General features: G+C 73.2%; 12 protein-coding genes. 8 read left to right on the top strand and 4 right to left on the bottom strand.

Annotated features, from left to right (window positions below):
• Nucleotides 1-88: 88 nt before the first annotated feature.
• The gene (locus OG403_RS35220) at nucleotides 89-1171 is read right to left on the bottom strand and encodes a protein kinase family protein (protein ID WP_329571705.1); all 1083 of its coding nucleotides are present in this window, start codon (nucleotides 1169-1171) and stop codon (nucleotides 89-91) included.
• Between the two features lie 189 nt (nucleotides 1172-1360).
• On the opposite strand from OG403_RS35220, the gene OG403_RS35215 reads away from it, so the two are divergent.
• From OG403_RS35215 to OG403_RS35205, 3 genes are all read left to right on the top strand, one after another.
• Nucleotides 1361-1564, top strand: a complete 204-nt coding sequence (locus OG403_RS35215; protein ID WP_329571703.1) for a hypothetical protein — start codon at nucleotides 1361-1363, stop codon at nucleotides 1562-1564.
• Between the two features lie 80 nt (nucleotides 1565-1644).
• Nucleotides 1645-2886 (top strand): hypothetical protein, encoded by a 1242-nt coding sequence (locus OG403_RS35210; protein WP_329571701.1) that lies wholly within the window; start codon nucleotides 1645-1647, stop codon nucleotides 2884-2886.
• A gap of 235 nt (nucleotides 2887-3121) precedes the next feature.
• On the top strand, nucleotides 3122-3565 hold the full coding sequence (locus tag OG403_RS35205; RefSeq protein WP_329571699.1) for a hypothetical protein: 444 nt from the start codon (nucleotides 3122-3124) through the stop codon (nucleotides 3563-3565).
• 37 nt (nucleotides 3566-3602) lie between these two features.
• Here the strand turns inward: OG403_RS35205 and OG403_RS35200 are convergent, their stop codons facing one another.
• Entirely contained in the window at nucleotides 3603-4598 is a 996-nt protein-coding gene (locus OG403_RS35200; protein ID WP_329571698.1) for a helix-turn-helix domain-containing protein, read from the bottom strand.
• Between the two features lie 330 nt (nucleotides 4599-4928).
• Between OG403_RS35200 and OG403_RS35195 the strand changes: the two genes are divergently transcribed.
• From OG403_RS35195 to OG403_RS35185, 3 genes are all read left to right on the top strand, one after another.
• The gene (locus OG403_RS35195; RefSeq protein WP_329571696.1) at nucleotides 4929-5744 is read left to right on the top strand and encodes a leucyl/phenylalanyl-tRNA--protein transferase; all 816 of its coding nucleotides are present in this window, start codon (nucleotides 4929-4931) and stop codon (nucleotides 5742-5744) included.
• A 224-nt stretch (nucleotides 5745-5968) separates the two neighbouring features.
• A complete protein-coding gene (locus OG403_RS35190) occupies nucleotides 5969-6154 on the top strand; it encodes a hypothetical protein (RefSeq protein WP_329571694.1) in 186 nt (61 codons plus the stop codon).
• Nucleotides 6155-6533: 379 nt separating this feature from the next.
• The gene (locus tag OG403_RS35185) at nucleotides 6534-9449 is read left to right on the top strand and encodes an ATP-binding protein (RefSeq protein ID WP_329571693.1); all 2916 of its coding nucleotides are present in this window, start codon (nucleotides 6534-6536) and stop codon (nucleotides 9447-9449) included.
• Nucleotides 9450-9475: 26 nt separating this feature from the next.
• Here the strand turns inward: OG403_RS35185 and OG403_RS35180 are convergent, their stop codons facing one another.
• The gene (locus OG403_RS35180) at nucleotides 9476-11611 is read right to left on the bottom strand and encodes a SpoIIE family protein phosphatase (RefSeq protein ID WP_329571691.1); all 2136 of its coding nucleotides are present in this window, start codon (nucleotides 11609-11611) and stop codon (nucleotides 9476-9478) included.
• A 96-nt stretch (nucleotides 11612-11707) separates the two neighbouring features.
• Nucleotides 11708-12334 carry an HAD family hydrolase gene (locus OG403_RS35175; protein ID WP_442911033.1) on the bottom strand — a complete coding sequence of 209 codons (627 nt, stop codon included), beginning with the start codon at nucleotides 12332-12334 and terminating at the stop codon, nucleotides 11708-11710.
• A gap of 159 nt (nucleotides 12335-12493) precedes the next feature.
• Between OG403_RS35175 and dacB the strand changes: the two genes are divergently transcribed.
• Together dacB and OG403_RS35165 are read left to right on the top strand one after the other, a co-directional pair.
• On the top strand, nucleotides 12494-14035 hold the full coding sequence (gene dacB / locus OG403_RS35170; RefSeq protein WP_329571687.1) for a D-alanyl-D-alanine carboxypeptidase/D-alanyl-D-alanine endopeptidase: 1542 nt from the start codon (nucleotides 12494-12496) through the stop codon (nucleotides 14033-14035).
• Entirely contained in the window at nucleotides 14029-15696 is a 1668-nt protein-coding gene (locus OG403_RS35165; protein WP_329571685.1) for a peptide ABC transporter substrate-binding protein, read from the top strand. The genes dacB and OG403_RS35165 overlap by 7 nt, the downstream gene beginning before the upstream one ends.
• Nucleotides 15697-15716: the final 20 nt, after the last annotated feature.

The following is a 15716-nucleotide window of genomic DNA, read 5'->3' as shown; positions in this document are numbered from 1 at the left end:
GACCGGTCAGCCGCAGCGAGCCGGGCCGCACCGGGAACCACCGGTGCGGCCCGGCTCATCGCATCGGCGCTCGGGGTCGTGGCGACGGTCATCGCGGGCGTCCTGCGGGAACCGTAGCGGCGAGCCGGCCGAGCTCGGCGGCCGGAAACGGCGTCCGCTTGCTCTCGTTCAGCAACCGACGGTGGAACTCGTCCAGGAAGACGGCCGCGCGGGCGCTCCGGTCGAGGATCGCCGCGAGCTCGCGCGGGACGCCGTCGGGCCGCCGGCCGGCGATCCACTCGCGCAGGAACAGCCGCTGCTCGGTGCCGCCGCGCACGCCCTCGGGCAGGTGGTGGTGGAGCAGATGGCTCGTGGTGTAGTAGCCGTCGTAGCCGAGGTGGTCCGTGAGGAACTCCGCCTCGGTTGGGCGGAGTTCGAAGCCGGTACTCAGGGCGAGACCGAAGTCGGCGAAGTACAGCAGGCGGCCGTCGGTCAGCAGGTTGGCGAAGTGGGCGTCGAAGTGGACCAGCCCGCGCGAGCTCATGAAAGCGCTCGCGCGCTCCAGTTCGGCCGCCAGCCAGGGATAGGGCGAGCCCTGCGCGCTCCCGGTCGCGGCATCCTGGTGGCTCGCCAACCACGCGGCGAGCGTCTGCGGCACGTGTTCGAGGAAGAGCACCAGGCTGGACGAAGACCGCCCGATGGCCTCCAACCGCTCGCGCACGGCCGACGAGCCCTGCCAGTGCGCGACGGCCTGGTCGATGCCGCCGAACCCGTCGGCGACTCCCGCAGCGGCGGAGTCGGGCAGCACCCGCCAGTGGTACGTCAGCGGGAAGCCCTCATGCGCTCCCTGGAGGACCCAGTTGGTCGTCATGGTGTGCACCGCCAGCTCGCGCCAGGCCCCGAAACCGGCCGAACCGATCCCGTAGTGGTAGAACATCGGCAGCCCGAAGAGGTTCGCCGTCGACCGGAGGTTCTCCGGCCGCAGCTCCAGGTCCGTCAAGGGCACCCGCTTGACGAAGACCGGCACCCCGTCGAGCTCCAGTTCCGCCGTCCGGCCGCCGATCCCGGAGCCGTGCGGGGCGGCCGCCGCCACGACCTCGCCAAGCCTGCGGTCGCTCATCAGGGACAGGCGGGTGGACACCGTCCCGTAGGCGGCGAGCCGCGCGGTGTGCTGGGAGTCTGAACGGCGCATCGACGGCTCCTCGTTGCCCCGTACCCACCTACGGTGGCGGCGCCATGACCTGCCGTCATGATCTGACGATCTCGCAGGAGCCAGGCCCCCCAGGGTCGTCCAGCCGGGCATCCCGATGATCGTTTGACACTGATGTGCTGCTACGTTCTCACCGCATCAAGAGTTCTGCCCAAGCAAAGGAACACGCACATGCTCAACGGTCTTCCTGAAATCCCGGTCGTGCGCGTCGCCGTTCTGGCAGCGATCAGCGCCGGACTGATAGTCGTGCCGGCGGTGGCGACCGCTTCGGCCGGTCCGACGACGACCGAAGCCCGAGGCTGCCCGATCGCCGCCGCGGCGACGCCCGAGCACCTCCATGGCGTGGAGCTCTTCCGGCCGGCCGGGTGCTTCTGACCTTCCGGCGAGGGGTGGTGTGACGAACGGATCCACCTGACGGCCCCGGCCCGGCGGTCCCGGTCCCAAGGAGACAGCTCATGCACACCACCCTGACCGAGCAGCGCCTGATCGGCCTGGCCCGGACACTGACCCGCCTGCGGGCGGACAGCCCGTTCTACCGGCAGCTGATACCCGCCGGGGACATCGGGCCCGCCAACGCCCCCGCCCTGCTGCGACAGCTGCCCTGGCTCGACCCGGCCGGTTGGGCCGCGGTCCGCGAGCAGCTGCGCACCTCGACGTTCGACGGGATCGCCACCGGGTTCACGAACGGCACCTCCGGTGTCCCCAAGGCTTTCTACTCGACCGAGGCCGAGCGCGCGGCCCTGAGGGCCGGCCGGGTCGCCGACGGTCGGCGACGGCTGCAGCTGGTCGGCTTCAACCACGGGGCCGTGGTGGGACTGGACCTCGCCGGGGAAGGGGACTTCGTCCCGCTGCTGTCGATGCGCTACTTCGACCTGGCAGCCGACCTCATCGCGAACGGTTCGGCCGACGGGAGCCGCGTTCGTGTCCTGGCGGGCACAGCGCGGCAGATCAAGGACCTGACGCTGCACATGCAGCAGCGTTTCGGCGACCTCGCCGGGTTCGGCCTCGAAACGCTGGAGGTCGGACGTGAATTCCTTTCCCCGGGTTGGGAGTCCCGGCTGCGGGAGTGGTGGGGCGCGGAGATCGACACGGTCTACGGCTTCTCCGAACTGCGGATGTGCAACGCGCTCAAGTGCCGGGTCTGCGCGCACCACCACTTCCCGCCTTCCTGCGTCGCGGAGGTCGTCGATCCGGCCGATCCCGACCGCTACGTTCCGCTGGGCGGACGCGGCAGCCTGCTGGTGACGGCGCTCCACCCCTACGTCGAGTTCGAGCCCCGCATCCGGTACCGGCCCGGCGACCTCGTCGAACTCGCCGCGCAGCCCTGCCCGAAGTGGGGGGAGCCGGGGTTCCGCCCGTTGGGGCGGGAGGAGCACTGCCTGGCGGTCGGCGAGCGCGGGGTGTTCGTCACCACCGCCGACTGTGTGGCCGTCCTCGCCGACCTGCCGCAGGTCGCGGTCAGTCCCCGCCATCTGTACCCCGATGCCGACCAACGGCACTACGAGGCCGGCAGCCCTCGTTTCAAGCTCGTGGACGACGCCGCGGGGCCCGCCGTCCACGTGGAACTCCGTTTCGACCCCCGGGTCTGGCCGCAGGAGGCGCGAGCCGTCGCCGACCTGGCCCGGGCGTCCCTGCCGGCAGAGCTTCAGGTGGTCCTGCACGGTCCTGGAACGCTCGACGACGTGACCCTCGTCTAGACCCAATGCCGCGTAGACAGGGCGTGGGGCCTGTGGGTCAAGTCGCCTGAAACGGAGACGGAGCTCCTGCGGGCGGTGCGTTGGCGCAGGCCCGCGGGCGGGTGGGAGCCGAGCCGCTGCGATGGCTGTTCGACCTGCTGCGCGGTCCGGCCGCGGGCATCGGGCCCCCGGTGCGTGGTGACACGGGCTGCTGGTCTGCGCGATCGCCGGAACCGGCGCGCACCTGCTGGTCCGGGTGAAGAACAGCCGCCGGCTGCCCGTCCTGGGCCGCTGCTCGGACGGCTCCTACCTTCCGGGGATCGGCGCCGTCGCGGTCCGCGTCATCGACCAGGAGAGCTACGCCCTGCTGGTCACCTACCAGGTTCCGAGGCCGGCCATGGCCGACGCCACCGGCACCCGACCGGGCACCGACCCCGACAGGGCCAGCTTCACCATCGCCCTGCACACCGCCCACGACCTGGCCGTCCAGGCCGCGGGCGTCATCGCCGACACCGTCATCGACCTCGTCGGCACCATCGGCCGGCGTGTCCTGGCCGACCTCATGCCCGACCGACGCATCCGCACCCAGCCCCGCGTCGTCAGACCCGCGATCTCCAAGTACAACGCCAAAGGCACGGTCGACCGGAGCAGCTACAGAGCCACCATCAGCATCGACATCCTGACCGCGCCAGGCCCTTGACCCGCAGGCCCCACGCCCTAGCTACACGGCATCGGGGCTAGATCATGTCCTCCGCCCGGATGCTCCCCTCCGCGATCGCCATCGCGCCCAGCTGGAAGCGGCTGTGGGCCCCGAAGCGGTCGGTGAGGCGGTCGGAGAGACGGCGCACGGTGCGCAGCGAGACGTCCATCTGCCGGGCGGCGGAGGCGTCGGTGAGGCCCTGGGCCCACAGGCGCAGGATGTGCTGTTCCTGGAGCGAGAGGTGTCCGCCGGTGCGCGGGCGGGCCTCGGTGAGCGGGATGGCCTCCCGCCAGTGGGTGGCGAAGAGCGCGGCGAAGGCGTTGACCATCGATTCGGCGGTGCAGACCAGGCCGCCCATCACCGAGCGGAAGGTGCTCACCGGCACCACCACGTGCTGCCGGTCGACCATGATCATCCAGACCGGCAGCGAGGGCAGCGTGCGCACCCCGCCGAGCGTGTCCATCTTCCAACGGAGGTAGGGCATAGCCGAGTTGTCGTTGCGGGCGCTCTCCAGCAGGACGGCGCGGGAGCGCACACCGCGATGCAGCACGGCCTCGTCCAGGGCCCGGACGGCTTCCAGTACGGAGTCGGTCAACCGCTCGGTCGGGCCCAGCGTGAGCACCTCCTCCTGGCACTCCCCGGCCAGTTCGGCCACCCGCCGCCACAGCGCCGCCTCGCCGGACACCCATTCCACTCCGGGCACCTGGCCCTGGGAACGACGCCCATGGGTGGCCAGGAGTTGCGCGACCGCCAGTCGGCTGTCCTCGAACTGCTGCTGGCGGTGGGCCAGTTCGGCCTGCTGGCGGGCCAGCATGGCAGGCAGGCCGACCTCTGGTTCAACCGGTAGCCAGCCGGTGGCACCGTCGCCGGGCGTGATCAGGCAGAGCCCGGCGAGCTGGCCGAGCGCCTGCTCGACGACATCCGGGCTCTCCTTCAACTGCTCGGCCAGCTTGTGCACATCGGCGCGCGGCTCGGCCACCATGGCCAGGTAGACCTGCTGCGCCAATGAATCGATCCCCAGTGAGGTCCGCAATTCGTACGCTCCTCGATCGTGACCTGTGCGCCGTCGCCAGCTGATGGGCGACCGGCCTCCATGCACTTGAGTTAAGCCGGGCAGTGGATCGGTGCGGATGCGTGGCGGCCACCCATGTTCGTCGGCTCGTCCACGACCGAAGGCGGGTGGCCGCCGACGGGTTCCACCGGATCACCGGCCGGGCGCGCCGGCCCGCGCGGCCCGCCTGGCGCCCCGCCCGGCACCCCGCCCTCGCGACCTGCCCAAGTGCGGCTCGGGAGCTGCTGGAGCCCGCAAAGATGGGGCGGTTCCACCCATGCCCGTACGAGCCGGGCACGGCAAGTTGGCTGTATGTACACCACGTCTTTCGCCGACATGCCCTGGGAGCGGATCGACCTCTCGGCGGCCGAGTTGGACCTGCCCATCGCGGTCGGCGGCTCCACCGCGCCGCACCGCCTGCTGGAGGCGTACCGCCATGGCGCCTTCCCCTTTCCCCGCCATCGGCTGCACTCCCTGTACCCCCCGCTGAACGCCGACGACGAGCAGCGGGAGCTGTACGCCCGTCATGTCGCCGACGGCCGGATCGCCGCCTTCCCCGCGGCGGAGGGGCCCGACGCCTTCGCCCTGACCTGGTGGAGCCCGGCCCGGCGCCCGGTGCTGGACGTCGGGTCCGGGCGGCTGACCAGCGGCCTGCGGCGCTGGCCGACCGGCGGGGCGCGCTGGATCACCAGTTGCGACCACGCCTTCGCCGACGTGGTCGACGGATGCCGGACCCTGGCGGACGCGGGATGGGTCACCGACCCGTTCCAGAGCTCGCTGCTCAGCCTGCACCAGGCCGGCTGGGCGCACAGCATCGAGGTCTGGCAGGGCGAGGAGCTGATCGCGGGCCTCTTCGGCATCGGGATCGGCCAGGTCTTCAGCGTGGACGCGGCGTTCGGCCGGTATCCGCAGGCGACCGCGGTGGCCTTCGCCGACCTGAGCCGGCGGCTGCGCGGCCGGGCGGCGTTCATCGACATCCAGGTGCCGCACCGGTACGCGGAAACCCTGGACACCCGCTCGATCAGCCGGGCCGAGTACCTGGACACACTGCTGACCGTGGACCTGCCGGTGGAGCCCCGCACCGGAGTGCTGTCGATCGAGGCCTGGCCGGCCGTGGCCGACGACTGACCACTGACCACTGGCCACTGGCCACTGGCCACTGGCCACTGGCCACCGTGCACCCCACCCGCCCCGGCCGCCCCCGACCGCACCGCACCCGGCTGCCCGCCGCTCACCCACTCACCCATCGCCCATGGGTGACAACCCCTAAGAATGGGTGAGTCACACCCATGTGGCCGTTCACCTGCGCTGACAGGCTTCTTCTCGAAGCCGGAAACGACAGAGAGCAGGCGATGACCATGAACAAGACCCAGCTGAAGTCCGCGATTTCCGCCGCCGTCCTGAGCGCCCTGGTCCTCCTCGGCGCACTGGGTGCGACCGCCGCCAACACCGGGACCGCCTACGCGGACGGCACCACCACCTGCGTCGTGACCACCACCAACAGCTGCCCCGCCGACGGCGGCACCGCCAACGGCTGACCCTCCCGGGACACCGGCTCGACGGCAACGGCCCGACCCGATCGACGGGTTCGACCCGGCCACCAGCTGGACCCGAAGGACCCGAAGGACCCGATGGACCCGGTCGGCGGCTCGGCCCCGATCGGCAGTGCGACCCGAAGCAGCGGGCCCGGCCGGATCGGCAGCGCGGCCCGGATCAACAGCCCGGCCCGGATGGCCAGATCAGTACAGATCAGTACAGATCAGTACAGATCAGTACGGATCAAGGGCGCGGCCCGGACAGCCAGGACAGCCCGGACCAGCGGTCCTACCGGACTCAGCAGTTCGGTATTCAAACAGGATTTCGCTGAAATATCCTCAGGACGTGCATACCGCAACAGGTTTGGGGTAGGTTTCGCGGGTGCAGGTGTCGTCACCGATAGTGATCGGGCGGGCGGAGGAGCTCAGGCTCCTCGACAGCGCGCTCAGCGGAGCCCGAGCTGGATGCGGCGGGGCGGTCTTCATGATCGCCGATGCCGGCCTCGGCAAGTCGCGGCTGGTCCAGGAGTGCATCACGCTGGCCACCGGCAGCGGGATGGCGGTGCTGCGCGGCCGGGCCACCCAGGCCGGTGCGACGGTTCCCTACCGCCCTCTCACCGAGGCGCTGTTCTCCATCGTGCGCTCGGGCGCGGTTCCGGACGATCCCGAGCTCTCCCCCTACCGGCCCGCGTTGGGCCGCCTGATCCCCGAGTGGCGGGACGCGCTCCCCTACCAGAGCGACGACTCGCCGGTGGTGCTCGCAGAATCGGTTCTGCGCCTGCTCAGCGTGGTCGGCCGTGGTCGCGGCGCGCTGATCTGCCTGAGCGATCTGCAGGACTGCGACGCCGAGACGATGAGCATCGTCGAGTACCTGGTGGACAACCTGGCCGACCTGCCGGTGGTACTGCTGGCCACGGTCCGCTCCACCCCCTCGCCCGCGCTGACCCTGGCGCAGTCGAGCGCCCGCCACCGGGTGGCGCGACTGCTGGAACTGACGCCGCTGACGGATGACCAGGTGGCCGAGCTGACCGCCGCCTGCCTGGGCGTCGAGGTGCCGGGGCTCCCACCGGGTGTGCTGCCCTGGCTCACCCAGAGCGCCGACGGCAACCCGTTCATCGTGGAGGAGCTGCTGCGCGGCGGCATCGACTCGGGCGCGCTCGCCCGCACCGGCGATGGCTGGCGGATGGTCGAGGGCGTGCCGCGCGACATGCCGTCCACAGTCGCCTCCAGCGTGAACGACCGCGCCCGGCGGCTGGGCCCCGAGTGGCACAACGCGCTGCAGGCCGCCGCGATCATCGGACGCCGGTTCCCGCTGGACGCGCTGCGCCAGGTCTGCGGTCTGGGCGAGGACGAACTGCACGCGCTGGTCCGGGCCGGGAGCGAGGCCCAGTTGCTCGCCCCCTCGCTCAGCGCGCCCGACTGGTGCACCTTCCGGCACGCGTGGACCGCCGACGCCCTGGCCAGCGGGGTGCTGCCGGCCCAGCGCCGGATGCTGGCCGCCGCCGCCGCGAACGCGGTGGAGTCGCTCGACCCCGACCTGCCGGGCGAGTTGTGCCAGCTGGCCGCCCGGCTGCGGCTGGCCACCGGCGACCGGGCCGCCGCCGGGGTGCTCTACGCGCGGGCCGGGCGGCGGGCGCTCGGTGAGGGCGCGGCGGCCTCGGCGGAGAAGCTGCTCGACCGGGCCCTGGAGCTGCTGCCGGCCGACTCGCATCCGGACCGGCGGGCCGAGGTACTGGAGTCCCTGCTGTACGCGCTGACCGAGGCGGGTGACGTCGAACGGGCGCTGCGCCGGGGCGCGGACCTGTACGGCTCGGTGCTGCTCTCGCCGGAGCAGCGGGCCGAGTTGCTGACCCGGCTGGCCTGGGTCTGCGTGGTGGGCGGGCACTGGGAGAAGGCCGCGGAGCAGGTGGCGCTGGCCCGCCGGCTGCTGACCGACTCGGCCGCGGCGGGCCAACTCGCGCCGCTGGACGTGGTCGAGGCGCACCTGCTCACCCTGGCCGGCAGCCAGGGCGACGACCGGGCGGCGCGGGCCGAGGAGTTGGCGCTGCGCGCGGTGCGCACCGCCGAGGAGGTGCCGCTGCCGACCAGCGCCTGCCAGGGCCGCCAGGTGCTGGCGCTGCTGGCCCGCCGGCACAGCTTCGACGAGGCGGACGTGCACCTGCGGCACATGTTCGCCACGGCGGACGCCCACGGGCTGCCGATCTGGCGGCTGCGCGCCCAGATCCGGCTGGCCACCAACGAGTTGATGCGCACCGGGGAGGCCGAGCAGATCCAGCTGGCCCGCCAGGCGGCGCTCACCCTCGGCGCGGTCACCGCCGCCGCGCAGGCGGACGCCACGATCGCGATGCAGCAGGTGCTCTACTGCGAGTTCGAGCAGGCCGAGGCGCTGGCCGATCGGCTGCTGGAGTCGACCGCCCGGATGCACCAGGAGGGCGAGTCGCAGTTCTGCCTGGTGATCAAGATCGCGGCGCAGGCGCACCAGGGCCGGCGCGAGGGGATGCGGGCGATCCTGGCCGAGTTCCGCAGGCGCGGCGGGGAGCAGTCCTTCCACGCGCCGGTGGTCTTCGGGCACCGGGCGATCTGCGCGCTGCTGGGCGAGGACCGGCCGGGCGCGGAGGCGGAGATGGCCCGGGTGCGCGAGTGGGAGCGCACGCACCCGACGATCTACTACCAGTCGGGCCGCTACGGTCTGGGCGTGCTGCTGGAGGTGCTGGCCGACCGGGCCGGCGAGGAGCTGCTGGCCGAGACCCGGGCCGCCCATGCCGCACAGCTGAGATGGAACCTCCAGTTCGTGCTGGCAGCTGAAGCGGTGCTGCTGGGGCGCACCGGGCAGGCGGTCGCGGCCGGGGCGAAGCTGGCCGAGGCGCAGGCCGCCGCCGCCCCCTTCCCGATGGCCCGTCACCTGGTGCTGCGGCTGGTCGCCGAGGCGGCACTGGCCGACCGCTGGGGCACCCCGGTGGACTGGCTGCGGGCGGCCGAGGAGTACTTCCACGGCAGCGACGTGGCCGCCCTGGCCGGCGCCTGCCGCGCGCTGCTGCGCAAGGCGGGGGTGCGGGTGATGCAGCGCCGCAGCGGCAACGACGCCGTGCCGTCGCAGCTGGCGGGCAAGGGCGTCACCGCCCGCGAGTACGAGGTGCTGATGCTGCTCGGCGAGCGGCGGGCCAACCCGGAGATCGCCAAGCTGCTCTTCATCTCGCCGCGCACGGTGGAGAAGCATGTGGCCAGCCTGATGGTCAAGTTGGACCGTGCGGACCGCAAGGAGCTGTCCGCGCTGGTGACCGCGCTCGAACTGTCCTGACCGTTCCCACGCACCCAGCCGCCCGCTCAGCGCGCCACCGAGCGGACCAGCAGCAGCGCCACGTCGTCGGTGCGGTGGTCGGCCTGCCCCGACTGGTCGATCAGCGTGTCGGCCAACCGGTCCAGCGGTTCGCCGCCGTGCCGGGCCAGCGTGTCGGTGAGCCGGGCCAGGGCCTGGTCCAGGTCACCGCCGGGCGTCTCCACCAGGCCGTCGGTGTAGAGCAGCAGGGTGGTGCCGACCGGCAGCCGGATCAGGGTCTGCGGGTACTCGGCGGCCGGGTCGACGTTCAGCACCAGGCCGCTGCGCGGCGACAGCAGCCGGGCCCGGCCGTCGGGGCTGCGCAGCACGGGCACGGGGTGCCCGGCATCCGCCAGCCAGGCCTGCCGCCGCGGCAGGTCCACCCGCAGGTAGGCGCAGCTGGCGAGCAGCGGGGTGCCCAGACCGCTGATCAGCCGGTTGGTGCGGGCCATGACGGTGCTGGGGTCGGCGTCGGCGGTGGCGAAGGCGCGCACGGCGGTGCGGATCTGGCCCATCAGCGCGGCGGCGTTGACGTTGTGGCCCTGGACGTCGCCGATCACCACCGCCACCGCGTCGCGGTCGACCCGGATCAGGTCGTAGAAGTCGCCGCCGACGTCCATCCCCTCGGTGGCCGGCAGGTAGCGGGCGGCGGTCCGCAGCCCGGGGACCTTGGGCAGCACGCTCGGCAGCAGGCTGTCCTGCAGGCCGCGGGCCAGCCCCGACTTGGTGTCGTAGAGCCGGGCCCGGTCCAGCGCCTGGGCGATCAGACCGCCGAGCGCGGTGAGCACGGCGCGCTCCTCCGGGGCGAAGCGGTGCGGCTCGGCGAAGGCCAGCACGCAGGTGCCGATCAGCCGCCCCGAGGTGACCAGCGGCAGGTAGGCCCAGGCCGCCATGCCGTCCTGGGTCTCGGGACGGCCCGCATAGAGCCGCTCCAGCTCGGCGCGGTTCTCGAAGAAGGCCGGCGCCGGGACGGTGGCGGCCCGCACCCCGGGGGTGGACTCGGTCAGCGGGGTGCCGTCGAACTGGTCGACCATACCGGCCGGGTAGCCGCGGTGGCCGACGATCCGCAGCTTGCCGCTCTCGGCCAGCAGCACCGCGACGGCCTGGCCGCCGAAGCCCGGCACGATCTGGTCGGAGATCATGCTCACCACGTCCTGCACGCTGGCCGACTCGGTCAGCGCGGTGGCCAGGTGCAGGATGTGGTACAGCGCGCCCGGCCGGGTGTTCGGAATCGGGTCGACCAGCACCGGAGTGCTCGGCAGCTCACGCTCGGTGACCGCGGCGGCCTCGACCCGCACGGTGACGCCGAACGGGTCGGGGTAGATCCGGAAGGAGAGCCACCGGTCCGGTGGCCGCAGCGCGACGAAGGAGGAGGGCTCGCCGCTGATCATGGCGGCCCGGTAGTGGTACTCGTAGATCGGATCGCGCAGCCACCGCAGCAGCGCCCAGGGTCTGGCCCCCAGCAGTTGCTCGGCGGGCCGCCCGAGCAGTCGCGCCGCCTGCGGGGTGACCAGGACCAGCCGCCCGTCCAGGTCCAGCGAGCAGACGCCGTCCGGCAGTCGCGCCACCGTCGCGGCCAGCGGGTCGGCGGCGCCGCCGGGCAGCGTGACCGGGACCGGGCGCGGGCCGGGCCGGATCGGTGGCGCCGCCTGGGCCAGCAGGTCGGTCAGCCGCCCGGCGATCGTGGCGATCCCGCGCCGCTCGGGCGGTGACAGCTCGGCGGGGTGCGAGGCGGGCCACAGGAAGAACACCACCCCGTAGCGGCGCCCCGCCACCGCGAGCGGCGCGGCGGCCAGGCAGAACGCGTACGGCATGCCGACCGCCACCCGCGGATACCGCCGCGCCATCTCCTCCCCGCCGCTCACCCAGACCGGCTTCCCGGTGCGCAGCGCGTCCGCCACCGGGATCGCCGCCGCCAGCGCCACGTGCTGCCAGCCCCGGGTGAACTGGCGGATCGCCCCGAAGGTCAGTGCCATTTCCAGCACCTCCCGGTCCGCCGGCAGCAGGTAGATCCCACCCGTGTAAGCGCCGACCAGCTCGGGCGCCGAGCACAGCGGCTCGGCCAGCGCATCGAGGCGGGCGTCGGTCGGCAACTCGTCGGCCCCTGCTCCGAGCCGCGAGGGCGCGGGCCCTGACACGCTCACCGCAACCACCTCACTCGCGCCGCCGGGGTGCGCCCGCGCGGCTCCTCCCATCTTGGCCCGTTCGGGTAGCAGATGTCCCGGTACGGCGGTGACGAATCAGGCGGGCTTGCCGACCGGCGGGGTGAGCGCGGCGCGCAGGTCGGCGGGCTCGCGGTAGACGACGCCCGTCATGCCCAGCTCGAGGGCGGCGGCCACGTTCTCGGCCCGGTCGTCCACGAAGAGGCAGCGCTCCGCAGCGGCACCGGCCCGTTCGGCGGCGATCCGGTAGATCCGGGGGTCGGGCTTGGCGACGCCGACCTCGGAGCTGTTCACCACGTGGGTGGCGAGGTCGGCCAGGCCCATCAGGGCGAGGTCCTGGTCCAGCCAGCGGGTCGCGTTGGTGACCAGCACCAGCGGGCAGTGCTCGCGGACCTCGCGGAGCAGCTCGACCACGGCCGGCTCGGCGTGGAACGACTTGCCGGCGAAGGTCTCGGCCAGCAGCCGGGCCTCGGCGGCCGGCAGCCGGGCGCCGAGGTCACGGGCGATCGCCTCGATCCACTGCTCCTTGTCGTACCCGCCGAGCAGCAGCGGGCGTTCGTGCTCGGGCGCGAAGGCGGCTGCCATGGTGCTGCCCGCGGGCAGCCCGGCGGCCTGCTCCAGGCGGGCCAGCTCGGTGTGGTCGAAGAACCGGATGACGTTGTCCAGGTCGCACAGGACGGCGTCGAAGGGGAACGGGCTCTGCATGATCATTCGGTAGTCATACCAGATGCCAACAGGTCCGCCAGGGGCGAGAATTCCGGCCCCTGGCGTGTCATCGACCCCCCGCGACGGGCGGTCGGCGTGAAGGTGGTGATCCCGCAGCCACGTCCCGCAGCCGTTTTCGCAGCCGCCTCTGGAGGCGCAGTGCCCAGCATCCCGGTCCGGCGCCTGGCCGCGCCGCTCGCCGCCGTCCTCGTCGCGCTGGTGCTCACGGGCTCCGCGCCGGCCGCCGCGCCCGCACCGCTGGGCGCCGACCTGGACCAGTTGCTCACCGACCCCGGGCTCGCCGGTGCCGAAACCTCCGTCCTGGTCACCGACGCCGCCACCGGCGAGGTGCTCTACCAGCACGACCCCGGCGCCCTGATGATGCCCGCCTCGACCCTGAAGACCGTCACGTCGGCGGCCGCGCTCGACCTGCTCGGCCCGGACCACCGCTTCACCACCCAGGTGCTGGCGACCGGCCCGCGCGGCGCGGGGCGGCTGGACGGCGACCTGGTGCTGCGCGGCGGCGGTGACCCCAGCCTGCTGCCCACCGACCTGGACGCGCTGGCCGACCGGGTCGCCGCCGCCGGGGTCACCGAGGTCTCCGGGTCCGTGCTGGCCGACGCCTCGCGCTACGACGACGTCCCGCTCGGCGCGGCCTGGGCGTGGGACGACCAGGCCGCCTACTACAGCCCGCAGATCTCCGCCCTCACGCTGACCACCGACAGCGACGACGACGTGGGCAGCGTGCGCCTCACCCTCACCCCCGACGCCTCGCCGGGGCGCCCGGCGGCGGTGCGGATCACCCCGCCGGAGGCGCCGGTGCGGATCGCCGGCCAGGCCACCACCGGCGCGGCGGGCAGCGCGGACACCGTCGCGGTGGACCGGCGTCCCGGCGGCAACGACCTGGTGCTCTCCGGCAACCTGCCCACCGACGCCGGCCCCACCGAGGAGTGGGTGGCGGTGGACGACCCGGCCCGCGAGGCCGCGACCGTCTTCTCGGCGGCGCTGGCCCGGCACGGCGTCACGGTGCGCGGCGGGGTGCGCGCGGGCCGGGCCCCGGCGGACGCCGCCGTGCTCGCGGCACACGACTCGGCGCCGCTCGGCGCGCTGCTGGTGCCCTTCCTCAAGCTCAGCAACAACGGCATCGCCGAGCACCTGGTGAAGGAGATCGGCGTGGTGAAGGCCGGCTCCGGCAGCTGGGCGGCCGGCCTCGACCAGGTGCGCGGCTTCCTGCGGCGCAACGCCCTGGAGACCACGGCGGCCCGCCAGGTGGACGGCTCGGGGCTGTCACGGCAGAACCTGATGACCGGTCAGCGGCTGGTGGCGCTGCTCCGCTTCGCCCGCACCCAGCCCTGGTTCAGCACCTGGTACGACGCGCTGCCGGTGGCCGGGGACCCGCGCCGGCTGGTCGGCGGCACGCTCACCAACCGGCTGCGCGGCACGGCCGCCGAGGGGCGGGTGCACGCCAAGACGGGGTCGATGACCGGCGTGGACGCGCTGGCCGGCTACCTGGACCGGGCGGACGGGCGGACCCTCGCGTTCAGCGTGCTGATCAACAACTTCACCGGCGACAGCCCGAACCCGGTGATCGACGCGCTGATGGTCCGGCTCGCCTCCCAGGCGGCCTCGGCCCCGCAGCGGGCCGTCCCCGCCGCCCCGCACGACTGGGAGGCCGCCTGCGCGGCGGCCGGCCGGTGCTGACCGGAGGGCGGCAGCCCCACGCCGCACGGCTGCCGGCCCGCGCACCGCTGGTCCGCACGCTGCTGGTCCGCGCGCTGCTGGCCTTCGGGCTGGTGGCGTTCGCGGCCACCGGCTGCGTGCGGGCGGACAGCGAGGACGACCGCCCCGTCCCGGCCGTCCCCGGCGGCGCCTACTCGGTCGCGCTCACCGAGCCCGACCACCTCACCCCGGGGCGCACCACCAGCAGCTACGCGCTGCAGGTCCTCCAGGGCGTCTTCGACACCCCCCTCGCGCTGGACCCGCGCGACGGCCACCCCGTCCCGCTCGCCGCCACCTCGCTGACCACCACCGACCAGCGGGTGTGGACGCTGAAGTTCCGCGCGGGCGCCCTCTTCCACAACGGCGAGCCGGTCACCGCCGCCGCCTTCGCCGCCGCCTGGGACGCCGCCGCCTACGGCCCGAGCGGCTGGGACGCCAACTCCTACTTCACCCAGATCGCCGGCTACGACCAACTCAACCCGCCGGAGGGACAGTTGCCCACTACCCGGCACCTCAGCGGGCTCGACGTGCTGGACGACACCACGCTGCGGGTCACCCTCAAGGCCCCGTTCAGCCAGTTCCCGATGCTGCTCAGCTTCCCCGCCTTCGCACCGCTGCCGCAGGCCGCCTTCACCGACCCGGACGGCTACGACCTGCACCCGGTGGGCAACGGCCCCTTCCAACTGGACGGCGCCTGGCGGCACAACCAGCGGATCGACCTCAAACGGGCCGCCTCCTACACCGGCCCGCGCCCGCCGATGGCCGATGCCGTGCACTTCAGGATCTTCACCAGCAAGGACACCGCCTTCACCGAACTGCAGGCCGGCCACGTCGACTTCGTCACCAGCGTGCCCGCTGCCCGGGCCTACGAGGCCAAGCGCACCTTCGGCCGGCACTACGCGGTGCGCCCCAGCGGCACCATGGACTACCTCGGGCTGCCGATCTGGGACCCGCGCTACGCAAAGCCGGAGCTGCGCCGGGCGATCTCGATGGCGATCGACCGCCCCGGCATCACCCGGGCCATCTACAACGAGGTCTTCACCCCGGCCGACTCGCTGGTCGGCGCCACCATCCCCGGCCACCGCGCGGGCGCCTGCGGCGAGACCTGCGAATACCGGCCGGCCGAGGCCAAGCGGCTGTTCCAGCAAGCCGGCGGCTTCACCGGCACGTTGGCGCTCTACTTCGCCAACTCCGATCCCAGCTACCTGCAGTGGATGACCGCCGTGGCCAACGAGCTGCGGCAGAACCTCGGCATCCGGGACATCGTGCTGCGCACCATGGCCGCCGCCGACCTCGGCCCGATCCTGAACCACCACCAGGCCACCGGTCCCTACCGGCAGAACTGGGTCGCCGACTACCCCAGCGAGCAGGACTACCTGGCCGGACTGCTCGGCCCCGGCACCCGCTCGGGCTGGTCCGACCCCGCCTTCAACGCCCTGCTCGCCCAGGGCGACGCCGCCCCGACACCGGAGCAGAGCACCGCGAGCTACCACCAGGCCGAGGACCTCGCGCTGCGGGAGCTGCCGCTGATCCCGCTGTGGAACTGGCAGGACCAGACCGCCTGGAGCGGCCGGGTGGGCAACGTCCAGCTCGATCCGTACGCCGCCGGACTGCACCTGGAAGAGATCACGGTCCGTCACTGACCTTCGGCAGAAAGAGAACT

This window comes from Kitasatospora sp. NBC_01266 (assembly GCF_036242395.1).
In the GTDB taxonomy this organism is placed as follows: domain Bacteria; phylum Actinomycetota; class Actinomycetes; order Streptomycetales; family Streptomycetaceae; genus Kitasatospora.
Note: the sequence above shows the minus strand (reverse complement) of the source record. Positions and strands in the feature narration are given on the sequence as shown.

Excerpts from the sequence above, each read along its gene's own strand:
- OG403_RS35215 (WP_329571703.1), top strand. The coding sequence starts at position 1,361 with ATGCTCAACGGTCTTCCTGAAATCCCGGTCGTGCGCGTCGCCGTTCTG.
- OG403_RS35220 (WP_329571705.1), bottom strand. The coding sequence starts at position 1,171 with ATGCGCCGTTCAGACTCCCAGCACACCGCGCGGCTCGCCGCCTACGGG.
- OG403_RS35175 (WP_442911033.1), bottom strand. The coding sequence starts at position 12,334 with ATGCAGAGCCCGTTCCCCTTCGACGCCGTCCTGTGCGACCTGGACAAC.
- OG403_RS35190 (WP_329571694.1), top strand. The coding sequence starts at position 5,969 with ATGACCATGAACAAGACCCAGCTGAAGTCCGCGATTTCCGCCGCCGTC.
- OG403_RS35210 (WP_329571701.1), top strand. The coding sequence starts at position 1,645 with ATGCACACCACCCTGACCGAGCAGCGCCTGATCGGCCTGGCCCGGACA.
- OG403_RS35195 (WP_329571696.1), top strand. The coding sequence starts at position 4,929 with ATGTACACCACGTCTTTCGCCGACATGCCCTGGGAGCGGATCGACCTC.